The organism is Pyrococcus woesei (genome assembly GCF_050496105.1).
Classification (GTDB): domain Archaea; phylum Methanobacteriota_B; class Thermococci; order Thermococcales; family Thermococcaceae; genus Pyrococcus; species Pyrococcus furiosus.
The window spans coordinates 230,432-244,150 of record NZ_CP179867.1; the positions used below are offsets into that span (position 1 = coordinate 230,432).

Below are 13,719 nucleotides of genomic sequence, written 5' to 3' on the forward strand. Positions count from 1 at the left end.
ATGCTCTAACTTCAAGGTTAAGATTAAAAACCTTGCTAATGAAGTTAAAACGAATTACCTCCTTTACAATGGGAGGATGGGAGAGTGTGTGAATATACTTATCCAAATGGGCAAAAATGCAAAAGAAAACCTCTAAAAGGTTCAAAATATTGCTCTCTCCACATACCTTTCGAAGAGGGAGAGCTTCTCTATGGAGATAAAATTAGAGAGATAAAAAAGAGAGCCTTTGAGAGAACCCTTGAAAGGGGAGTTAAAACGTTTGAAGGGGTAAAACTATACGATGTTGTAATCTTAAGCAAGAAGATTGAAAACCCCATAATTTTCAAAAATTCAGAAATAAAACGGCTTATAATTGGGAATTCACAGCTTTCAAGCTTAACAATAATAAACTCCAAAGTAGACTCGATAATTTTGGCAAATTCCAAGATTAGCTCCCTATACATAAACAAGGTTGACGGGTATGGAGTGAGTATCTGCTCAGCAGAATTTACGTCAGCAATACTGATTAGGAATTCTGAAATTAAATACATCCTCATAAACTCAACGAGATATGAAAGAAAGGAGGTAACAGCAGAAGAAACCTTTGGAGAAGCTGGGAGAATCGCAGGAAGGATAGAAATTTCAAACATAAAAGGGGTGAGGAGAATAGCCATTAACTCAAGATACCCTCTACTAGAAATTATTGAAAAAGAGCTAGGAGTTAAGTTTGATACAAAAAAGAAGGAATATGTGAGAGCTAGTATCTTGAACATAAGAAACATAGGGTTTGATGAAAATCCCAGGTTCAAAAGACAAATTAGAGTGTATATTAACAGGTTCTCTGGACAACTACTTATAGAAAACTCTACAGTTCCTGGCCATGTATCAATAGTCAACAGTAGAGTTAAATATCCAGAATTCGTCCATACAACAGTTTTAAACAACTTAATCATGAGGAACTCAAAGTTTTACAGCGATGAGAATTGGAATCTAAGTTATCTCCCTAATTTATTAGCCGAACTCCAGGTTTTAGGATTTATAGTAATTGAAAACTCGGAATTTAACAATCCCTATCTAGCAGAGGTCTTCTACAGAATAGCAAGAACTACCTGGGAAGCCAGCGGAGATAAGGAGAAGGCGGATGAGTACTATTACCTAGAGATGCTTGCAAGGAGAAACAGAGTCCTCTCCCACTATAAGAGAGGTCCAAAAACAGTGAAGAAGATTTTCAGACTCACGGAAGTTTTCTTCGAATGGATGTTTGCGGACTTAACTTGTAAATATGGAACAGACTGGAAAAGACCCGTATTTTTGTGGTTAGGGCTAGTTATCTTTGGCTTTCCCATACTTTATGCGGTAACACAGAGCATAGAACCTTTGAATTCCCCTCTTGATTATGTATACTTTAGCATAGTTACTGCAACAACACTTGGCTATGGGGATATTCATCCCACAGGAGTTGGAAAGGCAATTGCATCTGCTGAGGCAATATTTGGCATGTTCATGTGGGCAGTGTTCCTTACAGTATTTGCAAGAAAATACATGAGGTGAGAATAATGATAGGGCTAATAGTCAATCCCATTGCAGGAATGGGGGGTAGAGTTGCTTTAAAAGGAACTGATGGAGTTGTTGAGGAAGCAATCAAAAGAGGTGCTACACCCGTCACTCCTAATCTTGTTAGGTTATTCCTTCAAGAGCTTGCCAACTATGATATAAAAGTGAAATTTCTAACTGGCCCAGGCCCCCTGGGAGAAGATTTCCTAAAAGAATTTAATTTTCCATATGAAGTAATTAAGCACAGAGAGATCTCATGGAGGGAAATAGAAGGAGTCAAAATTCCGGATACTACGAGAGAAGATACAAAATATCTAGCGAAACAGATGATTAGTAAGGTCAAAATTATTGTTTTTGCTGGGGGAGATGGAACCGCTAGAGATATTGTTGAAGTAGTAGGAAAATCGATTCCGATTTTAGGAATACCGAGTGGAGTAAAGATGTATTCAAGTGTGTTTGCAACATCTCCTGAGGATGCTGCGAAGGTATTAGTTGAGTTCCTAAAGAATAGTGCAAAATTGGAGGAGAGAGAAGTACTTGATCTTGATGAAGAAGCATATAGAAGGGACGAACTGAAAGTGAAGCTCTATGGATATGCCGTAGTTCCAGTCGTAGAAACACTCGTACAAGGAAGCAAAGAAGCAACAAAAGTTGACGAAAAAGAGGAGTTAGAAGCATTAGCAGAGGCTGTAGCAGAGGATATACTCTCAGAAGATGGAATATACTTCCTTGGTGCAGGTTCCACTATAATGAGGATAAAAGATAAGTTAGGAATTGATGGGACATTACTGGGTGTTGATATCGTTGAAGTTAAAGATGGAAAGGCCAAGTTATTAGTTAAGGATGCAAGTGAGAAAGATTTGCTAAAGTTTATAGACAGAAATCCCAAAGTTGTTGTAACAGTTGTAGGTGGTCTAAACTTTTTATTTGGAAGGGGTAATCAGCAGTTCTCCCCTAACGTATTGAAGAAGATCCCGAAGGAAAACATCATAGTTGTGGCAACACCTTCAAAAATAAGCGAAGGTTTCGTTAGGGTATACACTGGAGACAAAGATGTTGACAAAAAATTCAAGGGTTTCATAAAAATCAGAGTATCTCCATGGATGGAAAAGTTAATTAGAGTGTTATGAAACGGCAGAAGAAAAAATGGAATGCCAAGAAACACTTTGAAACTTTTTAGAAACACGAAATTCCTTTTTTAGTTCTTGGCCTTACATTAAAATGGTGATGGCCATGAGAGGTGTGCTAAGTCTGTTGGTAGTAGCAATGTTGGTTTTAAGTATGGGTGTAGTGCCAGGAGTTACAGCAGCTACATCAACAACTGCAGAATACAGTTCAGTAGTAATACTTGTAAGTGACAACGAGGCAGATGTAACATTAGCCGAAAAGATAGCCGAGGTACTTAATGCATCTGTAGTTGTTACCAAGTGGGGGGTCTATGAGGAGAACGTTACAGCAGAGATAACATCACTAGATCCAGATCTAGTAATAATAATAGGAGGTCCAAGAGCTGTAGTGAAGGCTTACGAGGAAGACCTTGAAGCTTTGGGAATAACATACATAAGAGCCTGGGGCAACACTAGAGTCGAAACTGCAGTTGATGCAGTAAACAAGATTTCACAAATGTTCCCAGGGTTTGAAAAGAAGGTAAGAGTGGCAATAGTGCATGGATGGGACTTAGCAGGGATAATCCACCTTAGAGGAAAGAAGTTCATGATTCCAATATTCATAAAGGACTCAAATGTCAGCATAACAATAATTAACAAATTCAACGGTGTTGAGATAATAAAGAACAGACAACACGAGAAAATAATGGAAAAAATTAAAGAAAAAATCCGCGAGAGAGTGAAAAATGTAACAGAAGAAGTTATTGAGAACATAACCCAAAATATTGCTGAGAGAGCAATAAACCTTGCAGAAGAAAGGGTAAACTTAGCTGAAGAATTAGTAAACAATATGACACAACAAAACGTAACAATTCCTGGAGTCATTCCACTACTAGAGAACGCTAAGAGACACTTAGAAGAAGCCAAGAAGGCATATGAAGAAGGCTACTACGGAAGAGCTTATGGACTTGCAGTTGCATCAAAGAACATAGCTGAAGTAGTCATAAGGAGAGTTAGCGAAAAGTTTGATGAAAAGTTTGCAAAGGACATAGCATTCAAACTTAGAGTTAGGGTAAGAGTGCTCGAAATGGTAGCCCTAAGACTACAAGCCAAAGGAGCCAACGTTACAGAGATATTAGATAAGATCGAACAGGCAAAAGAGGCACTGAAGAACAAGGACATCGATACAGCCAGACAACTTATAGCAGAAATAGAAAAAGAGTTAAGAATGAAGATTAGGGAAATGATTGTACACAAAAAAGCTGAGAAAAAAGGTGAAGAAGAATGAAGTTTAAGCCTTTAACTCTCCTCCTTTTATCTTTCATTATAACGTCAACAATTCCAGGAGAAGTCGCTTCTCAAGTTCATGGGATAGTTATCCTAGTTAGCGACAATGAAGCAGACTTAACTCTTGCAGAAAAAGTTGCAGAGGTTTTAAATGCGGAATTAGTTGTAACGCCTTGGGGATTATACAATGAAAGCGTTGTGGAGGATATTTTAGAAAAAAATCCTTCCTTTGTTATGATAATTGGAGGACCAAAGGCCGTTGTTCCAGAATATGAAAAAGTACTTGAAAGTTTAGGGGTTCCAAGGACCAGAATTTGGGGTGAAACAAGAGTTGAAACTTCAAAGGCAGTAGTTCAATATCTTTTAAAAGATTATCCAGACATATTCAAGAGAGTTAATATAGTTATAATCCATGGGTGGGACCTGCCTGGAATAGTAAAGGCCAAAAAAATGAAATACTCTATTCCAATATTTGTATCACAAAATACAACTGAGATACCCAAGATTCCCTCCAGTAAAATTACAATCATTGAAAGCCCATATTCAATGGCGATTATGGCGAGATTTAGAAAATATCTACAAAATGCCACGTATATTGAAGTAGAGATAACTCCAGCCATTGCAAATGAGGCAATAAAGAGAGCAGAAATAACAATAATAAGAGCGGAAAAGATATTAGGAGAACCAAACCCAGAACTTCCGTCTCCCGTGAATCTTCTCGATCAAGCAAAAAGACTGCTAGGAATGGCAAAAATACAGTTTGAAAGAGGCAACTATCAAAAAGCGTACATTCTCTCTCTTCAGGCCAAACTGTTAGCAGAGAAGGTGATTTTGCTAGCCAACATATCTCCAAAATCTCCCGGAATTGAAATCCAGGTGGAACTAAGAATGCTGCAAATTGTAACATCTAGATTAGAAAAGCTTGGATACGACGTTAGTGAAGTAAAAGACCTCCTTAACAAAGCTCAAGAAGCCCTAAAAGCTGGTAGAATAGCTGAGGCAATCCAATACATAAACAAAGCTAAGAAAAAGCTAAGGGAAATTAGAACAAAACAATGGAGAGGAAGATAGTTATCTCGCGTGAATTTCCACTATATCCCCATCTTCCAAAACATGGTCTAATCCAACCCTCTGCCCTGGGAACTTTACACTCTTCCCCCACACTCTCGCGTATTTGAAGTTTTTCACTAAATCTTTATGAATCCTCTCAGCAACATCCTGGACTGTTGCACCTTTTCTCAAAGCAATGGGTGGATAAGCTGGCTCTTCCCCTGGGCTTTTTGTGAACACCCTAATTATATCTGCAATTTCATATATGGCCTCCTTCACCGCCTCCAAGTTTATTCTCTTCTTGGCGGAAACTGGAATTATTTTAAACCTTTCTCCAAATGCTTTCACTAATTTTTCGTAATTTGCTCTGCTCCCAGGGGCATCTCCCTTGTTTGCTATTATAATCGCCTTCTTCCACACAAGACTATCATCTAAGGCATCAGCAAACTCCTCAAGAGTAACTGGTTCCATAACTGTTATCTCCGCAGAGTGTATCTTTTCCTCTCTTAACATCTTCATGACTTCATCAATATCTCCCTTAATGTTCTCAATTCCATTAATCACAATTCCACCGCTTGGAGTTTTCCTTATTTCAACTTTTGGCTTCTTTTTGTTGACCTTAATTCCCGCCCTTTCAAATTCTTGAAGGAGAATATTCATCTGACGAACTGGATCTTCGCTCAAATCCACAACAATGGCGATAGCATCGGCATTTCTAACAACTGCAAGAAGCTGAGGCCCCATTCCTTTACCAAGGGCAGCCCCCTCAATTAGCCCAGGGACTTCTACCAACTGAATTTGAACATCTTTATAATTCAACATTGCTGGAACAGGCTCAGTTGTTGTGAAGGGATAATCAGCACTCTCAACATCGACTCCCGTTAGGGCCTTTAAAAGTTCAGACTTGCCTACATTCGGCAATCCAACCAACACTATTTGAGCCGCTCCCTCCTTTTTTACAGCTAAAGAATAACCTCCACCCTTTCTCTGCTGTCTCTGCTTTTCTAGCTCTTTCCTAAGCTCTGCAAGTTTTCGTTTAATTTGTAATCTAAGCTTTTCTGTTCCTTTATGCTTTGGAACTAAGGCATACATTTTCTCAAGTGCCCGAATCTTCTCTGGAATAGTCTTGGCATTCCTATATTCCTCTTCCGCTGCTAGATATTCAGCAGTAACGTTCGTTGGCATTGCTGAACACCCTCAGAACTTCTAAAAGATAGAAAATTAGAACTTTTATAAAGCTAACCACGAAAAGTTTATAGTAAGCTTTTGTTATTATATTCCTGGGTGGTGGAGATGGTGAAAGTAACATTTCTCGGACACGCAGCTTTCTACATAGAGGGAAGCAAAAAAATCCTAATAGACCCATTCCTAAGCGGAAATCCAGTCGCAAGCGCTAAGCCAGACGACTTTAAGAGTGTAGACCTAATTTTAGTCACCCACGCCCATGGAGACCACCTCGGAGATGTCGGAACTATAGCTAAGAGAACAGGAGCAAAGGTTGTTGCAATGTATGATCTGGCAAACTACATAGCAGAGAAGTACAAGGGAGTTGAGACAATAGGGATGAACTATGGACCCACTAAGGTCGATGAAGTGGAGATAGTTCAAGTTCCTGCTTGGCATTCAAGTAGCGATGGAAAGTACAGCATAGGAAACGCCTGTGGGTACATAGTGAAGCTCGACGGAGTAACAATATACCACGCTGGAGATACCTACGTATTCAAAGACATGGAGTTATTTGCAGAGCTATATGGCCCAATTGACGTTGCTCTACTTCCAATAGGTGGTCACTTCACAATGGGTGTTAGAGAAGCAGCAAAAGCTGTTGAACTCCTAAAGCCAAGACATGTCATCCCAATGCATTACAACACCTGGCCACCTATTGCTGCTGATCCAGAAGAGTTCAAGAAGTTGGTAGGAGAAAAAGCAAAGGTTGTCATTCTAAAACCAGGGGAATCTTTAGAGCTCTAATTTCTCTATCACTTCTTTCTTCGTAATTCCTTTTATAAGGAGATCTTTCTCTCTAGAGGTTTCACCTCTTACTATAACAACTTCTGCCCCGAAAAGTTTTTTGAAGAACTTCATTAACTCCTTGTTTGCTTTTCCTTTTACTGGTGGTGCCGCTACATTTACTTTCACTCTACCCCTAGTTCCATCTATACCAACAATTTTTGTTTCTCTAGCGTTGGGAGCTACTATGACTGATAAAATTACTCCTTCTGAAGTTTCTCTAAGCATTTTCCTCACCAAATATTCTCTCTAAGAACCATTCCTTTTCAAATGGTCTTAGATCATCGTATCCTTGTCCTACTCCTACAAAGAGGATTGGAGCATCTATTACATAGCTGATGCTTAAAGCTGCTCCTCCCCTAGCATCTGCATCAAGCTTTGTTAATATGATCCCATCGATCTTAACTGCTTCGTTAAACTGGCGAGCCTGTTCAACGATGGCATTTCCAGCCAATGCATCCCCAACAAATATGACAAGATTTGGCTTTGTAACTCTTGCAATTTTCTTCATTTCATCCATTAAATTCCTGTTTGTCTCGCTTCTCCCCGCTGTATCGATAAGAACGACATCTATTCCCCTAGCTTTGGCATGTTGTATTGCATCATATGCAACAGCCGCAGGATCAGCTCCATAGGAGTGTTTTATTACTTTTACACCAATTCTTTTAGCATGCTCCTCCAATTGCTCTATTGCCCCTGCCCTAAAAGTGTCACTTGCAGCTATAACGACACTAAATCCGTGATTTTTAAGCCAATTAGCCAGCTTTGCTATCGTGGTTGTTTTTCCCGAACCGTTGAATCCCACAAACATAATAACGTAGGGCTTTTCCGCTTTTCTAATTTCCTCAATTAGGTCTATTCTCCTAGAAGTCTCCAAGATTTCGGAAACTGCCTCCTTAACGGCCTCTTCTATTATTTTTCCTTTATCAGTTCCAATTCTAACTTTTTTACCTACAAGCTTTTGTTTTATCTTTTCTCTTAATGCATCGACAACCTCAAGAGCGACGTCAGCTTCAAGAAGATCAATTTCAAGCTCATCCAAGGCTTTGTCAACGTCCTTTTCCTTAATTTCAACAGTCAGTATTCTATCCAATAACCCCTTTTTCTCAACTTCCTCCTCTTCCTTTTCGACTTCTTCTTCAACTCTTTTCACGAATGACTTTAGCTTCTCTCTAAGCTTTCCAAACATTGTACTTCCCCCGTCTTTGGTAGTATGAAAGTCGCTTTAACTTTTACTTTTTCCATACTACACCTTTCCATTATTAATACTCATGATCATTGTCCCTTTTTTGAACATCAATGCCCATTTACGAAAGCTTTAAATGTTTACAAATGTAAACTCTGAAGGGGATTACAAGTGGGGGAAAATGTCCAAATTAATAAAGATGGCTATCTCGTTATTGGAAAAACAAACGCCGTTGAGATCAGTATTGATACTTTTCTCTGCAAAGGATGCGGAATATGTGTAGAAATGTGTCCCAGGAAGGTTTTTGAATGGAGCAAAGAGCTCAGTGAAAAGGGTGTCCACTATCCAATCCCAGTTCATGCAGATAAATGCGTAAGGTGTAAGCTCTGTGAATTATTGTGTCCAGACTTCGCCATTGCAGTTAGGTGGTAGAAATGATAATAAGGGGAGATGAACCTGAACAAAAAGCCCTTCTTAGAAAATTGTATAGAGCGGGCAATTATTTCATGATGGGAGATGAGGCCATAGCTTATGGAGCCATTTTTGCTGGATGTAGATTTTATGCAGGCTACCCAATAACCCCCTCAAGCGAGATTGCCGAAACAATGGCGAGGGAACTTCCAAAGGTAGGAGGATATTATCTGCAGATGGAGGATGAGATCGCAAGCATAGCAGCAATTATTGGAGCTTCATGGACTGGATTAAAGGCCATGACTGCTACTTCTGGTCCTGGGTTTAGCTTAATGCAGGAGAACATTGGTTATGCGGTAATGACCGAAACACCAGTAGTAATAGTAGACGTGCAGAGAAGTGGGCCATCTACAGGTCAAGCCACTAAGGGAGCCCAAGGAGACTTCTTCCAAGCGAGATGGGGAACCCATGGGGATCATCCTATAATAGCTGTCTCTCCCATAAGCGTTGAAGATGCATTTTGGGAAACTATAAGAGCATTTAATATAGCTGAACAATTAAGAACCCCGGTGATAGTTCTTTTTGATGGAATTCTAGGACATACAAGAGAGCAGATAAGAATTCCCGATCCCGATGAAGTTGAGATATCATATAGAAAGCTTCCCAGGAATGAGGAGGAGGCTAAGCTGCCATTTGGAGATCCTCACGGAGATGGAGTACCACCAATGCCAATCTTCGGAAAAGGATACTTTACCCACGTAACTGGCTCAACCCACAAAGAGAACGGGCTCAGAGATGTTTACACTCCTGAAGTTCATGACAGATTGGTTAGAAGATTACACAAGAAAATTGAGAAAAACAGGCATATTTATGAGAAATACAACGAGTATTTCACTGACGACGCAGAGATTTTAGTTGTAAGCTGGGGAGTTTCTGCTAGACCCTCCCTAGGAGCTGTAAAAAAGGCGAGAGAAGAGGGAATAAAGGCTGGTCTTTTCGTGCCAAAGACCGTTCATCCCTTCCCAGGAGAAAAAATGAGAGAGCTCGGTAAGAAAGTGAGAGCAATTCTCGTTCCAGAAATGAATTTGGGGCAACTGATCTTAGAAGTTCAGAGATTTGTAAATGATGACGTTATTCTAAAGGGCGTAAACAAAATTGGTGGAGTTCCCATAACCGTTGAAGAAATTTTGAGAGAGATTAGGGGTGTTGCTTGATGGCCAAAGAGATTTATTCTAAGTATCCGATGGTTAAGTATCTCAGAAAAGAGGCCCTCCCAACAGCTCTTTGCCCAGGGTGTGGAGGAGGAACTGTATTAAATGCTTTTGCAAATGCAATTGACCAGCTAAAGATCGATCCGCGGGACTTAGTTGTTGTAAGTGGAATTGGATGTTCCGCTTGGATAGCCTCACCTTACTTCCTTGCAGACACTCTTCATACAACTCACGGGAGAGCGATTGCATTTGCCACTGGAGTTAAGGTAGGACTTCCAGATAAGTATGTTGTGGTAATAAGTGGAGATGGGGACCTGGCAAGCATTGGGGGAAATCACTTAATTCACGCTGCAAGAAGGAACATAGACATTACTGTAATCCTTGTTAACAACTTCATTTATGGAATGACTGGAGGACAGGTAGCTCCGACAACGCCTTTCGGTGCAATAACGACCACAACCCCATATAGGAACATTGAACACCCTCTAAATATAGCCGAGACAGTTGCTGCGGCTGGAGCTTCTTATGTGGCTAGGTGGACTACAGCTCACGTCTATCAATTGATTGAAAGCATAAAGAAAGCTATTACAACCAAAGGATTCTCCCTAGTTGAAGTTATTTCTCAGTGTCCAGTTCAGTTTGGAAGGAGAAATAAAATGAAGCAGCCAGCAGAAATGCTGAGATGGTTCTTAAAGAACTCTGTCCCCATAAGCAAAGCAAAGAATATGAGTGAAGAAGAGCTTGAAGGAAAGTTTATAGTTGGAGAATTCGTCAACAGAAGAAAACCTGAGTTTGTAGGGGAATTGAACAAGCTCATTAGGGAAGTTCAAAGTAAGTTTAAGGAGGAGTGAGAGATGCAAATAAGGTTTGCAGGTATTGGAGGACAAGGTGTCGTTTTGGCAGGGGTAATATTAGGGGAGGCCGCTGCAATAGAAGGATTGAGAGTACTTCAGACTCAAGATTATAGCTCAGCTTCCAGAGGAGGGCACTCAATAGCTGATGTAATAATCTCTAATGAGGAAATTTACGATGTAATGGTAACTGAAGCTGATGTTCTTGTGGCATTGCATCAGCTGGGTTATGAAACAGCGAAGTCCAAGTTAAAAAAAGATGGAATCCTAATAATAGATACTGACCTTGTAAAACCCGATAGAGAGTACATTGGCGCCCCTTTTACAAGAATAGCAGAAGAGACAACAGGCCTAGCCCTAACAGTCAACATGGTAGCTTTGGGGTATTTAATAGGAAAAACTCAGATTGTAAAGCCCGAAAGTGTTGAAGAAGCGATAAGAAGGAGAGTTCCAAAAGGAACTGAGGAGATAAACATTAAAGCATTTAGAAAGGGTTTAGAGGTGAGCATGAATGAATAAAAGATTTCCCTTTCCTGTGGGAGAACCTGATTTCATTCAGGGAGACGAGGCCATAGCAAGAGCCGCAATCTTAGCTGGATGTAGATTTTATGCAGGCTACCCAATTACACCCGCAAGCGAGATATTTGAGGCTATGGCCCTTTATATGCCCCTTGTAGATGGAGTAGTTATACAGATGGAGGATGAGATCGCAAGCATTGCGGCAGCAATAGGAGCCTCTTGGGCAGGAGCTAAGGCCATGACTGCTACTTCTGGTCCTGGGTTTAGCTTAATGCAGGAGAACATTGGTTATGCGGTAATGACCGAAACACCAGTAGTAATAGTAGACGTGCAAAGGAGCGGACCATCAACGGGACAACCCACTCTGCCAGCACAGGGGGATATTATGCAAGCTATATGGGGAACACATGGGGATCATAGCTTAATTGTCCTAAGCCCCTCCACAGTTCAAGAGGCCTTTGACTTCACGATAAGGGCCTTCAATCTATCGGAAAAATACAGAACTCCCGTTATTCTTCTAACAGATGCCGAAGTTGGGCATATGAGAGAAAGAGTATACATTCCAAATCCAGACGAGATAGAGATAATAAATAGAAAGCTTCCCAGGAATGAGGAGGAGGCTAAGCTGCCATTTGGAGATCCTCACGGAGATGGAGTACCACCAATGCCAATCTTCGGAAAAGGATACAGGACATATGTTACAGGATTAACTCATGACGAGAAGGGTAGACCCAGAACAGTTGATAGAGAAGTCCATGAAAGGCTAATTAAGAGAATAGTGGAGAAGATAGAGAAAAACAAGAAAGATATCTTTACCTATGAAACTTACGAACTCGAAGATGCAGAGATAGGAGTTGTGGCCACCGGAATAGTGGCAAGATCAGCTCTTAGGGCTGTAAAAATGCTCAGAGAAGAAGGAATAAAGGCAGGACTTTTAAAAATAGAAACAATATGGCCTTTCGATTTCGAATTAATAGAGAGAATAGCCGAAAGGGTTGACAAGCTTTACGTTCCAGAAATGAATTTAGGGCAACTATATCATTTAATCAAAGAAGGAGCAAATGGAAAAGCTGAGGTTAAGCTCATTAGCAAGATTGGTGGGGAAGTTCACACTCCAATGGAAATTTTCGAGTTCATAAGGAGGGAGTTTAAATGAAACTTGTTTCTGCTTATGAAATTAGAGACAAATACCTAAGAAAAGACATGCTCCCCACAATCTTTTGCCCAGGCTGTGGAATTGGTTCAGTTCTACAATTTACACTTAGGGCAATTGATGACCTGGGACTTGATCCAGATAAAATAGTTTGGGTAAGTGGGATAGGATGTTCTTCGAGAGTTCCTGGATTCGTGAACTTTGATGGCCTCCACACTACCCACGGTAGAGCGTTGGCCTTTGCTACTGGAATTAAGCTAGCGAACCCAGAGCTAAAGATAATAGCTTTTATGGGAGACGGGGATGCGGCTGCTATAGGAGGAAATCACTTAATTCATGCAATTAGAAGGAACCTAGATGTGACTGTTATACTAATCAACAACTTCACCTACGGGATGACTGGAGGACAAGTCGCACCAACAACTCCAAAGGGACTTAGGGGAACTACAGCCCCCTATGGACAGTTTGAAAATCCATTTGACATAGCACAACTTGCAGTCGCTGCTGGCGCAAATTACGTGGCAAGATGGACAGTTTTCAACTATATTCAAGGAATAAACAGCATAAAGAAAGCACTCAGCAAGGAAGGATTTACTCTCGTGGAGTTCCTCAGCCCCTGTCCAATTAGTTTCGGAAGGAGAAACAGAATGAAGAGTGCTCCAGAAATTATTAGATGGTATCAAGAGATAACAGTTCCTATAAGCAAAGCAAAGAACATGAAACCTGAGGAGTTGGAAGGAAAGATAGTTATTGGGGAGTTCGTCGATAGAGATAGGCCAGGGCTCGTTAGAGAATACATGGAGTACATTAAGAGAGCAAAGAAGATCATGGGGTGGGAAGAATGAGGAAGGAAATTCTTTTGGGAGGATTTGGAGGCCAGGGTATAATATTGGCGAGTGTAATTCTTGGAAGGGCTGCAGCTGTCTATGAAGGACTATATGCTGTTCAGACTCAAGCTTATGGCCCCGAGTCAAGAGGAGGCGCGAGTAGAGCTGAAGTTGTGATAAGTGATGAGCCTATAGATTACCCAAAAACAGTTAGTCCAGATTATGCAATTTTGCTAAGTCAACAGGCGTACAATAAGTATTTGCCCTTAGTTAAAAAAGGAGGTATTGTAATTCTAGAAGAAGACTTAATCCCCCACAGAGATCCAGAACTAGAAAAGGACAAAGAAGTGCATGCCCTTCCCCTAACAAAAATAGCAGAAGAAACAACTGGTCTCAGTCTAACAATGAATATCCTCACCCTAGGATATTTTGTAGGGATTACTAAAATTGTGAAAAAGGAGAGCATAGAAAAAGCCGTTTTAGACTCCGTCCCTAAAGGCACCGAAAAAATAAATTTAAAAGCTCTACACAAGGGTTTCGAGCTTTCTGAGAAGTAGTTTCTTCTTGGATTTTTT

The 13,719-nt window shown here is 40.5% G+C and carries 15 protein-coding genes; 12 read left to right on the forward strand and 3 right to left on the reverse strand.

The features are described from left to right. Positions 1-84: 84 nt before the first annotated feature. The 4 genes from ACMFNG_RS01380 (at position 85) to ACMFNG_RS01395 (ending at position 4,997) form a co-directional block, all read left to right on the forward strand. The gene (locus tag ACMFNG_RS01380) at positions 85-1,530 is read left to right on the forward strand and encodes a potassium channel family protein (RefSeq protein ID WP_011012900.1); all 1,446 of its coding nucleotides are present in this window, start codon (positions 85-87) and stop codon (positions 1,528-1,530) included. 5 nt (positions 1,531-1,535) lie between these two features. Then, a complete protein-coding gene (locus ACMFNG_RS01385; protein WP_011012901.1) occupies positions 1,536-2,663 on the forward strand; it encodes an ATP-NAD kinase family protein in 1,128 nt (375 codons plus the stop codon). A 103-nt stretch (positions 2,664-2,766) separates the two neighbouring features. Beyond that, complete coding sequence (locus tag ACMFNG_RS01390; protein ID WP_149586331.1) at positions 2,767-3,927, forward strand: cell wall-binding repeat-containing protein; 1,161 nt, start codon at positions 2,767-2,769, stop codon at positions 3,925-3,927. Beyond that, positions 3,924-4,997, forward strand: a complete 1,074-nt coding sequence (locus tag ACMFNG_RS01395; protein WP_011012903.1) for a cell wall-binding repeat-containing protein — start codon at positions 3,924-3,926, stop codon at positions 4,995-4,997. The genes ACMFNG_RS01390 and ACMFNG_RS01395 overlap by 4 nt, the downstream gene beginning before the upstream one ends. Here ACMFNG_RS01395 and ACMFNG_RS01400 read toward each other — a convergent pair whose 3' ends face one another. After that, positions 4,998-6,161, reverse strand: a complete 1,164-nt coding sequence (locus tag ACMFNG_RS01400; RefSeq protein WP_011012904.1) for an OBG GTPase family GTP-binding protein — start codon at positions 6,159-6,161, stop codon at positions 4,998-5,000. A gap of 108 nt (positions 6,162-6,269) precedes the next feature. Between ACMFNG_RS01400 and ACMFNG_RS01405 the strand changes: the two genes are divergently transcribed. Next, positions 6,270-6,947, forward strand: coding sequence for a metal-dependent hydrolase (locus tag ACMFNG_RS01405; protein ID WP_011012905.1), 678 nt, complete (start codon positions 6,270-6,272; stop codon positions 6,945-6,947). Here ACMFNG_RS01405 and ACMFNG_RS01410 read toward each other — a convergent pair. Then, a complete protein-coding gene (locus tag ACMFNG_RS01410; protein WP_011012906.1) occupies positions 6,936-7,214 on the reverse strand; it encodes a DUF167 domain-containing protein in 279 nt (92 codons plus the stop codon). The two genes, ACMFNG_RS01405 and ACMFNG_RS01410, sit on opposite strands and share 12 nt — an antisense overlap. After that, positions 7,207-8,175, reverse strand: a complete 969-nt coding sequence (ftsY, locus tag ACMFNG_RS01415) for a signal recognition particle-docking protein FtsY (protein ID WP_011012907.1) — start codon at positions 8,173-8,175, stop codon at positions 7,207-7,209. The genes ACMFNG_RS01410 and ftsY overlap by 8 nt, the downstream gene beginning before the upstream one ends. 168 nt (positions 8,176-8,343) lie before the next feature. Here ftsY and ACMFNG_RS01420 point away from each other — a divergent pair, with 168 nt between their 5' ends. The 7 genes from ACMFNG_RS01420 to ACMFNG_RS01450 are packed head-to-tail and all read left to right on the forward strand — an operon-like array spanning position 8,344 to position 13,701. Further along, positions 8,344-8,604, forward strand: a complete 261-nt coding sequence (locus ACMFNG_RS01420; protein ID WP_011012908.1) for a 2-oxoglutarate ferredoxin oxidoreductase subunit delta — start codon at positions 8,344-8,346, stop codon at positions 8,602-8,604. Positions 8,605-8,606: 2 nt separating this feature from the next. Further along, on the forward strand, positions 8,607-9,797 hold the full coding sequence (locus ACMFNG_RS01425) for a 2-oxoacid:acceptor oxidoreductase subunit alpha (protein WP_011012909.1): 1,191 nt from the start codon (positions 8,607-8,609) through the stop codon (positions 9,795-9,797). Continuing rightward, on the forward strand, positions 9,797-10,645 hold the full coding sequence (locus tag ACMFNG_RS01430) for a 2-oxoacid:ferredoxin oxidoreductase subunit beta (RefSeq protein ID WP_011012910.1): 849 nt from the start codon (positions 9,797-9,799) through the stop codon (positions 10,643-10,645). Before ACMFNG_RS01425 ends, ACMFNG_RS01430 begins: the two co-directional genes overlap by 1 nt. Positions 10,646-10,648: 3 nt before the next feature. After that, on the forward strand, positions 10,649-11,164 hold the full coding sequence (locus tag ACMFNG_RS01435; protein WP_011012911.1) for a 2-oxoacid:ferredoxin oxidoreductase subunit gamma: 516 nt from the start codon (positions 10,649-10,651) through the stop codon (positions 11,162-11,164). Then, positions 11,157-12,320, forward strand: a complete 1,164-nt coding sequence (locus tag ACMFNG_RS01440; protein WP_011012912.1) for a 2-oxoacid:acceptor oxidoreductase subunit alpha — start codon at positions 11,157-11,159, stop codon at positions 12,318-12,320. The genes ACMFNG_RS01435 and ACMFNG_RS01440 overlap by 8 nt, the downstream gene beginning before the upstream one ends. After that, on the forward strand, positions 12,317-13,162 hold the full coding sequence (locus tag ACMFNG_RS01445) for a 2-oxoacid:ferredoxin oxidoreductase subunit beta (RefSeq protein ID WP_011012913.1): 846 nt from the start codon (positions 12,317-12,319) through the stop codon (positions 13,160-13,162). The genes ACMFNG_RS01440 and ACMFNG_RS01445 overlap by 4 nt, the downstream gene beginning before the upstream one ends. Further along, positions 13,159-13,701, forward strand: coding sequence for a 2-oxoacid:ferredoxin oxidoreductase subunit gamma (locus ACMFNG_RS01450; protein ID WP_011012914.1), 543 nt, complete (start codon positions 13,159-13,161; stop codon positions 13,699-13,701). Before ACMFNG_RS01445 ends, ACMFNG_RS01450 begins: the two co-directional genes overlap by 4 nt. The last annotated feature ends 18 nt before the right edge of the window (positions 13,702-13,719 follow it).

Coding starts and splice junctions, on each gene's coding strand:
- ACMFNG_RS01445 (WP_011012913.1), top strand. CDS start 12,317: ATGAAACTTGTTTCTGCTTATGAAATTAGAGACAAATACCTAAGAAAA.
- ACMFNG_RS01410 (WP_011012906.1), bottom strand. CDS start 7,214: ATGCTTAGAGAAACTTCAGAAGGAGTAATTTTATCAGTCATAGTAGCT.
- ACMFNG_RS01390 (WP_149586331.1), top strand. CDS start 2,767: ATGAGAGGTGTGCTAAGTCTGTTGGTAGTAGCAATGTTGGTTTTAAGT.
- ftsY (WP_011012907.1), bottom strand. CDS start 8,175: ATGTTTGGAAAGCTTAGAGAGAAGCTAAAGTCATTCGTGAAAAGAGTT.
- ACMFNG_RS01450 (WP_011012914.1), top strand. CDS start 13,159: ATGAGGAAGGAAATTCTTTTGGGAGGATTTGGAGGCCAGGGTATAATA.
- ACMFNG_RS01385 (WP_011012901.1), top strand. CDS start 1,536: ATGATAGGGCTAATAGTCAATCCCATTGCAGGAATGGGGGGTAGAGTT.
- ACMFNG_RS01400 (WP_011012904.1), bottom strand. CDS start 6,161: ATGCCAACGAACGTTACTGCTGAATATCTAGCAGCGGAAGAGGAATAT.
- ACMFNG_RS01405 (WP_011012905.1), top strand. CDS start 6,270: ATGGTGAAAGTAACATTTCTCGGACACGCAGCTTTCTACATAGAGGGA.
- ACMFNG_RS01430 (WP_011012910.1), top strand. CDS start 9,797: ATGGCCAAAGAGATTTATTCTAAGTATCCGATGGTTAAGTATCTCAGA.
- ACMFNG_RS01395 (WP_011012903.1), top strand. CDS start 3,924: ATGAAGTTTAAGCCTTTAACTCTCCTCCTTTTATCTTTCATTATAACG.
- ACMFNG_RS01425 (WP_011012909.1), top strand. CDS start 8,607: ATGATAATAAGGGGAGATGAACCTGAACAAAAAGCCCTTCTTAGAAAA.
- ACMFNG_RS01440 (WP_011012912.1), top strand. CDS start 11,157: ATGAATAAAAGATTTCCCTTTCCTGTGGGAGAACCTGATTTCATTCAG.
- ACMFNG_RS01435 (WP_011012911.1), top strand. CDS start 10,649: ATGCAAATAAGGTTTGCAGGTATTGGAGGACAAGGTGTCGTTTTGGCA.